At 53.8% G+C, this 212-nt stretch carries 1 rRNA gene; it reads left to right on the forward strand.

Annotated features, from left to right (window positions below):
- Window positions 1-212 (forward strand): 23S ribosomal RNA (locus KJS63_RS26710); the annotation flags it as partial.

Genomic DNA, 212 nt, shown 5'->3' on the forward strand with positions numbered 1-212 from the left:
GCCAAGGCTAAATACTCCCTAGCGACCGATAGTGAAGCAGTACCGTGAGGGAAAGGTGAAAAGCACCCCGGAAGGGGAGTGAAAGAGATCCTGAAACCGTGTGCTTACAAGAAGTCAGAGCCCAATTAAGGGGTGATGGCGTGCCTTTTGTAGAATGAACCGGCGAGTTACGTTCCCGTGCGAGGTTAAGGTGAAGAGCCGTAGCCGCAGCG

The sequence above is a fragment of the Paenibacillus sp. J22TS3 genome (genome assembly GCF_018403205.1).
In the GTDB taxonomy this organism is placed as follows: Bacteria; Bacillota; Bacilli; order Paenibacillales; family Paenibacillaceae; genus Fontibacillus; species Fontibacillus tuaregi.